Annotated in this window: 8 protein-coding genes and 3 pseudogenes; 2 read left to right on the forward strand and 9 right to left on the reverse strand. The window is 50.8% G+C overall.

The genetic code is table 11. The annotated features are described in order from the left end of the window. The 7 genes and pseudogenes from ACUU1M_RS17945 to ACUU1M_RS17975 all read right to left on the reverse strand — a co-directional run. Nucleotides 1-118, reverse strand: a pseudogene (locus ACUU1M_RS17945) (hypothetical protein); the annotation flags it as partial. Beyond that, nucleotides 115-1,506 (reverse strand): annotated as a pseudogene (locus ACUU1M_RS17950) (replicative DNA helicase). The pseudogenes ACUU1M_RS17950 and ACUU1M_RS17945, both read right to left, overlap by 4 nt. Further along, complete coding sequence (locus ACUU1M_RS17955) at nucleotides 1,503-2,381, reverse strand: ATP-binding protein (protein ID WP_000988185.1); 879 nt, start codon at nucleotides 2,379-2,381, stop codon at nucleotides 1,503-1,505. Before ACUU1M_RS17955 ends, ACUU1M_RS17950 begins: the two are co-directional and overlap by 4 nt. Before the next feature lie 10 nt (nucleotides 2,382-2,391). Further along, entirely contained in the window at nucleotides 2,392-3,300 is a 909-nt protein-coding gene (locus ACUU1M_RS17960; RefSeq protein ID WP_001247839.1) for a hypothetical protein, read from the reverse strand. Further along, entirely contained in the window at nucleotides 3,287-3,520 is a 234-nt protein-coding gene (locus ACUU1M_RS17965) for a hypothetical protein (protein ID WP_000618005.1), read from the reverse strand. Before ACUU1M_RS17965 ends, ACUU1M_RS17960 begins: the two co-directional genes overlap by 14 nt. Continuing rightward, entirely contained in the window at nucleotides 3,517-4,377 is an 861-nt protein-coding gene (locus ACUU1M_RS17970) for a Rha family phage regulatory protein (RefSeq protein ID WP_001300485.1), read from the reverse strand. Before ACUU1M_RS17970 ends, ACUU1M_RS17965 begins: the two co-directional genes overlap by 4 nt. After that, nucleotides 4,374-5,189 (reverse strand): ash family protein, encoded by an 816-nt coding sequence (locus ACUU1M_RS17975; RefSeq protein ID WP_005080040.1) that lies wholly within the window; start codon nucleotides 5,187-5,189, stop codon nucleotides 4,374-4,376. The genes ACUU1M_RS17970 and ACUU1M_RS17975 overlap by 4 nt, the downstream gene beginning before the upstream one ends. Between ACUU1M_RS17975 and ACUU1M_RS17980 the strand changes: the two genes are divergently transcribed. Both ACUU1M_RS17980 and ACUU1M_RS17985 read left to right on the forward strand, forming a co-directional pair. Continuing rightward, on the forward strand, nucleotides 5,154-5,384 hold the full coding sequence (locus tag ACUU1M_RS17980; protein WP_005080041.1) for a type II toxin-antitoxin system RelE/ParE family toxin: 231 nt from the start codon (nucleotides 5,154-5,156) through the stop codon (nucleotides 5,382-5,384). The two genes, ACUU1M_RS17975 and ACUU1M_RS17980, sit on opposite strands and share 36 nt — an antisense overlap. Beyond that, nucleotides 5,374-5,682 carry a helix-turn-helix domain-containing protein gene (locus tag ACUU1M_RS17985; protein ID WP_000147079.1) on the forward strand — a complete coding sequence of 103 codons (309 nt, stop codon included), beginning with the start codon at nucleotides 5,374-5,376 and terminating at the stop codon, nucleotides 5,680-5,682. The genes ACUU1M_RS17980 and ACUU1M_RS17985 overlap by 11 nt, the downstream gene beginning before the upstream one ends. Before the next feature lie 21 nt (nucleotides 5,683-5,703). Here ACUU1M_RS17985 and ACUU1M_RS17990 read toward each other — a convergent pair whose 3' ends face one another. Then, on the reverse strand, nucleotides 5,704-5,877 hold the full coding sequence (locus tag ACUU1M_RS17990) for a DUF4222 domain-containing protein (protein ID WP_094185464.1): 174 nt from the start codon (nucleotides 5,875-5,877) through the stop codon (nucleotides 5,704-5,706). A 19-nt stretch (nucleotides 5,878-5,896) separates the two neighbouring features. Continuing rightward, nucleotides 5,897-6,305, reverse strand: a pseudogene (locus ACUU1M_RS17995) (Rha family transcriptional regulator); the annotation flags it as partial.

Raw genomic sequence — 6,305 nt, forward strand, 5'->3', positions numbered from 1 at the left:
CTTTACGGATAGCATCTTTTGTTATGCCCGTTTTTTCGAGTTGTTCAGCATGACGCAGCATTTCCTGCGCGTGTTTACGCAATTGTTCAGGGGTAAAAGTCATTGTCTGGTTGTTCAAAAGAAACGCTCCATCTTACTGCTGTCAGTTCGTTTATTACTGTATCTGCGCGGATTGCCGGGCTTCATGGGAGTGGAAAGCACCCGTGCACTTTCCTGGTCCACAGGCAGAAAATGTCCGTTATAAAAACGCCGGTAAATCGTTCCCAGAGAACCGTTACGTTGTTTCGTGATATTGATTTCTGCGATGCCCCAGGCCTGCGTATCCGGGTTGTGCACTTCATCCCTGTAAAGCATCAGAATGGTGTCTGCATCCGCCTCTATTTCTCCGGAATTTTTCAGGTCTGAGTTCATGGGACGTTTATTGGGTCTGGACTCCACACCGCGGGAGAGCTGGCTCAGCGCAATCAACGGAAAACCACCGGATTTTGCCAGGCCTTTAAGCCCCTTTGAGATTTCACCCACGGCAAGGTCATGACGCCCCGTGATTCGGGTTTTTATCAGCCCGAGATAATCAACCACCACCAGCGCCGTTTCCGGATATTTAATCAGGTGGTGTTTCGTTGTTGCGCATATCTCATCAATGGCCAGGTTCGCCTGGTCCACCATCCAGATATTGCGCCCGGTCATCCGCCCCACCCCTTGTGAGAAACGCGTCCAGTCTTCATCTTCAAAGTGAGCCACAGATTTCAGGCGTGATACTGGCATCCCTCCAGCCGCAGACACCATACGTTCACCAATCTGGATGTTCGCCATCTCCATGGTGAACAGAAGCACACCATGCCCTTGCTCAGTCACCTTGTCGATGATGTCCAGCGCAAGTTCGGTTTTCCCCATCGAAGGACGGGCGGCAATGAATACCAGGTCTCCGGGCTCCATACCGCCTGTTTTTGCGTCCAGTTCATCAATACCGGTCATCAACGTCCTGGATTTCTCCAGCCCCGGATTCCGGCATTCAACACGCTCAACCACTTCCGGAAGCACATCATCAATATGTACCGGCTGAATGACGCCCTTTCCTGTCGACAGTGTGACCATCATGTTCTACGCATCCTTCAGGGCATCTTCAGCTGCTTCACAGGTATGCGCATCACGTAATTTCTGCAGCGCCTCATTCAGTGTTTTTTCTGCATCGCGCAGTGCGGCATTGCGCCGCAACGCTGCAACATAGTGCTCCAGTGAAGACTTCACCCAGGTTTTACGCCCGGTATCAGTAATCACCGGGGCAAGTTCCGGCATCTCATTACACAACAGCACGGGGTCAATCACTCCTGAAACACGGGCCTGTTTGCAGATGCCTGTATAGATATCCTGATACGCTCGTACAGAAAAAATGTCCGCTGGCAGTGTGGCCAGAAGATCCATCACTTCAGGATCTGCTCCGCGCAGAAAGAACGCGCCGATGACAGCGCCTTCAAGGTCATCGTTACGCCATACTGGAGTTGTCATGCAGCCACACCTCTGATACGAGAACGGTAACTGGGCCAGTTAAACGACAACCAGTTGCGTCCCCCGTCTGTGATCCTGTCGGCAATTCGGGGACTGATGAACGCCCACAACTCTTCCGGTGAGAGGTTACTGATCTGAATGGTGGGCAAGATACTTTCGTACCTGGCGTTGATAATTTCCTGCAAAATAGCCATTTCAGCCGCGCTGCCAAACTGAACGCCAACTTCGTCGATGATCAGCAAATCCATTGACGCATAACGCTCAATAACTTCATCCGCTGTTTTTTCGCTGTCATTCCGCCAGCAATTTTTCACAGCACGGGTAAGGCGCATCACGTCGGTGATCTCCACACTGGCCAGATAGTTACGGATGATGTGTTTTGCCATAGCCACAGCCAGATGATTTTTTCCGGTACCACAACTGCCGGTCATAACAAGACTGGTACCGTTCTCCAGCATATCTGGCCAGTTCTCCGCATAGCGGCGACAGGCCGCAAGATTTCTGGCTGCGTCAGGATTAACCTCCAGATAATTATCAAACTCGCAGTCCCGAAAACGCAGGGCAATTCCGGCGTTATCAGTCAGCTCTTCCGCCTTGATGGACGACAGCTCCATGGTCAAATCGTTGGCCTCAGCGATTAAGCAGTCAGGGCAGCATGAAATTTTTTCTCTGTCCTCGCCATTACGATCGCTCCACACCAGTATATGCGTGTGATATTCGCCATGTTTTTCGCAATATCCGCGACCTTCACGCATCAGGCAGGAACGATAAGGCCATGGCTTTTCGCCCTTCTGAGCAAATGCAATCTCTGCCCGTAACTCATCCATTCGCGCCTGTAGTCTTTTTTGTTGTTCACGCAGGTTAAACGTCATCATCGCTGTCACCTCAGAATGTCAGTTTGTCACTGGATTTACCGAATTTGTCAGACATGGCTCCCAGGCCAGCCAGGACATCGACCTGTCGCTGTCGCCCACCTCCGGGAGCGGCTGGCTGTTGCCAGAAGTCTTCGAAGTGACGATCGGGTCCAAAGAACGTCGCAGCCTGCTTCACGAACTGTGTGCCGGTATTTCCTGTGGCACGTACCCAGGCAGCATAGCGTTTCACGCCATCAAGCATGGCTTCAGGTTTTATTCCCTCCCTGAGCCGGGCTTTCCAGGCTTTGAAGGCTGCGGATTTTGAGTTACCACCAGCACGTTTTGGATATTCCTGCCAGGCCTGTTCAAATTCCGGTGAATATTCCTGTCGGGAAGAACGCGCTGGTGCAGACGCGTCAGCGGATGCGCCAATAGTGTTTTTACTCTCTGTAGTATTCTCTGAAGTAATCTCTGTTGTATTCTCTGTAAGATCGAAATTGGTTTTCCCTTCTCCGCGGCGAGGGGTTTCCCGTGTCCGCGGTGAAGGCTTTCCCTCCTCCGCGAAATTGGGTTTTACAGTTTCCCGAAAACGGGTTTCCCCATTTCGGGAAAACTGATTGTTTTCATTGATAATTTCATTAAGGCGCTCACAATCTATACGGTAGAACATTTTGTGCTCAAGACGCTTGTTGGTTTCAACCAAAATGCCTCTGGACACAAGATGCTTACGCGCTACAGCCTGTTGTTCAAATGTAAGTCCGGTTTCGTGTTGTATCTCTTCACGCGTTTTATGTACGCCTTCCGCTGCATGTGCTTTATCCTGCCAGTAAAAAATCTGACCAAAGAAAATAACAGCGTGCGGACTTCCCATGTATTTAACGAGCCCAGGGTAATAAGCAACCGGATGTCCAAAATCGAGCAGAAGATCAGACGGACGCATAGCCACCTCCCAGGCGTTTAAACATTTTTCCGGACTGAAACGCCACCAGCGGATAACTCAGGGTATGAGTACGTCCCTGAACCTGGCAGACAACCTTCTGGCTTTCGGTACTGACCAGGCAAACCCGCAGAACGTAGCCGTTGCTGGTGGTGAACCACTGCCCCACACGGGGGCAATGGTTGTATCGGTGATACAGGAAATTAACGATGTGGCGGATCATGGGCGCACCTCCTTGTCAGAACCATTCAGCCTGGAATCAACAAGTGCAGCACCAAAAACAGCATCACCTACACGGTCGTACAGTTTGCCAGCCAGCGGAGATTCAACGGCCTTAAGCATTGGGTAAAGCTGGCTTGTCCAGATTTGATGGATTTCACGCAAATGCAGGTATACGCCTCTGGCGTTTTGTGCGACAGATGACATGTCAGCCGCACCAGCTCCTGATAAGCTCCTCTCCATCTGGTTAAAGGCATTGATGTATGCCTCTTTGAACCGGGCGGCACGTTTACCAGTGAAGCCCATAGCAAGGAAGGCGAAGCCGTCGCGGGTGATTTGGTAGCAGGGAAGTTTGCGAGTACCGCCGTTGGGCTGGCGTACCAAAATTGATGTCTCCGCAAAATTGCGGGCACAAAACTCTGGAGAACAATCCAAAATGCGGATCTTTTTCAGAACATCGTCATGACGTTTAGAGAAGAAGTTGGCAACAGCCAGGGATGAAGTAACAGCCTGACCATCAACGATGGCAATTTCAGGTTGAGAGAGGGTTGGGAGAGTAGTCATGGTGACAGCCCCTATGTTGAATTCAAAGAACTCACCACATGGGACGCCAATCACAGAGGTGGTGAGACGTACAGGGTTGGCGTAACCGGTCAACATAGAACCCGGCGCATCTTGCGATGCCCCTGCACGCCCCACCATAATTTGGGCGTAGCAATGCTCATGACACGAAAAAACCGCATGAGCGCGGTTATGCTCTATATTGAATTTCAGGACGCCAATCCCGGCACCCGCTTTATAAGGTGCAGAGACAGTGTAACGTCCCGGAATTGCAGAATCAATATTCAGGTAGCGGATCATAGGTGCACCTCCCGTTGATGACGACGGAAAGCGGAATGCACCTGGACGGTTTCAGCCTCATGGAACGCTTCAATGCAACTCTCGTAGTACCGCATTGTGCGCAGACTTAACCCAAGCTGAAGCAGCATCAGACCATCAAGGGTGATGTAATAACCACGCAGAGAGTCGTCATAGATGTGGTAAGTACCCGGTATGAAATTGCGGGTAAAAAATTCGTGCGAGCAGTTCAGATACTCGATTTTGTCGACGATGTTCTGGTGCATGCGCTTAAAGTGGCAGGCCACATGCAAAGAGAAAATAACGGCCTTGCCGTTGACGGTCTCAATTTTGAGGAATGAGTGGGTTGGGACTGTAGCCATGATGGCAGCCTCCGTTGACTGTGGAAAACTTCCACCACCGGAGGTGCAAATCTCGCTGGTGGCGGACTGAACAGGGTTTGCACTACCGGCGTCAACGGAGACCGGCGAGCCTTTCGGCTCCCCTGCCCAGCCCACCATAATTCTGGCGTGCGTGAGCGCGGACGATAAAAAAGACGCTGGCGCGTCGTATATCGCCGTTGACAATTCCGGGGTGCAAATCCCGGCACCCGCTTTATAAGGTGCAGAGACAGTGTAACGTCCCGAAATTGCAGAATCAATATATTGTGCAGATATAACGATTTTGTTATGTTTTGCTGTATGAACTACACTATCGAATACTACAGTGAAGAGGTCCGACTGGAGGTCGATCAGCTTCCATTGAGTATGCGTGCCAGATACCAGCATCTTGTTGAACGCATGAAGGTATACGGCAGCAATCTCGGAGAACCTCACACCAGCGCCTTTGGTGATGGGCTTTTTGAGCTTCGGATTAAAGGCAGCGATGGCATTGCCCGCGTTTTTTACTGCACACTGACAGGGAAGCGCATCATCATGCTGCACAGCTTCATCAAGAAAACTCAAAAAACTCCACCAGCTGAGCGTAAAAAAGCTGAAACCAGAATGAAGGAGGTTAAGCATGACTGGTAAACGTAACCCACCAATCATGACACACGATGAAATGGCAGCTAAATGGATGGATGACCCGGCTTTTAAAGCAGAATACGACGCCATCGCCGACGAGTTCGCACTGCTTGATGAAATGCTGGCCGCACGCAAAGAAGCTGGTCTCACCCAGGCTGAAGTTGCTGAACGCATGGGTACCAAAGCAACCGCCATCACCAGAATGGAAAGCAATCTTGCCTCAGGTGTCAGCGGACCATCATTTGCCACACTGAAAAAATTTGCACGCGCAACAGGGAAAAAACTCCAGATCCGCTTCGTGTAAATTTCCATTATCGCGCCGTTATTATGGCGGCGCTTCGCACTCAACAAAATCACGCCTGAACAACCACAACGGGCTGAAACATTCATATGGATAACCATCACGCAGATAAATAACCCGCTGTGTTTCAGGCTCCCAGCATATAACGTGAACACGACGCCCCCTTCCGTCACGGAACCAGCGATTGAGGACTTGCATAAATTACCCGTAAACATCGTCACCCCTGCCAGCCCAGCGCCTGGAACAACCCCATTTTCGGGTGATACCAACGAGTTCCTCTCGGTTCCGCTTCGCTCATCATACGATGGAAAGCAGCCATAAACGGTTCCACTGCAACAATTGCGCGGCGTGACAACAATCCGTCCGGAGTAAGAAATTCGTGAGTATCAGTTGGAATTTGATAGATGTTCACCAGATTGCGGCATTTCGCATCTGACATACCCGTTTCCGCCACCAGCTGACGGTAGCCTGCATAACCATCGCGGATGGTGCCTCTTTTGATTTGTTCGACAGTTTCAGTAACGTGACTGACTTTTTCTTCCATCTTGTCGAGGCGTTTTTGCTGACGAACGGCTTCAAGAGCCATCGCGGCAACCATTTCGATTTCGCTCATTGGTTTGCGCACC

The sequence above is a fragment of the Shigella sp. SIG6 genome (assembly GCF_053555815.1).

Bases quoted from the DNA above. Each gene is read 5' to 3' on its own strand.
- ACUU1M_RS17955 (WP_000988185.1), bottom strand. From the start codon at position 2,381: ATGATGACGTTTAACCTGCGTGAACAACAAAAAAGACTACAGGCGCGA.
- ACUU1M_RS17960 (WP_001247839.1), bottom strand. From the start codon at position 3,300: ATGCGTCCGTCTGATCTTCTGCTCGATTTTGGACATCCGGTTGCTTAT.
- ACUU1M_RS17965 (WP_000618005.1), bottom strand. From the start codon at position 3,520: ATGATCCGCCACATCGTTAATTTCCTGTATCACCGATACAACCATTGC.
- ACUU1M_RS17970 (WP_001300485.1), bottom strand. From the start codon at position 4,377: ATGATCCGCTACCTGAATATTGATTCTGCAATTCCGGGACGTTACACT.
- ACUU1M_RS17980 (WP_005080041.1), top strand. From the start codon at position 5,154: ATGAAGGTATACGGCAGCAATCTCGGAGAACCTCACACCAGCGCCTTT.
- ACUU1M_RS17985 (WP_000147079.1), top strand. From the start codon at position 5,374: ATGACTGGTAAACGTAACCCACCAATCATGACACACGATGAAATGGCA.
- ACUU1M_RS17990 (WP_094185464.1), bottom strand. From the start codon at position 5,877: ATGCAAGTCCTCAATCGCTGGTTCCGTGACGGAAGGGGGCGTCGTGTT.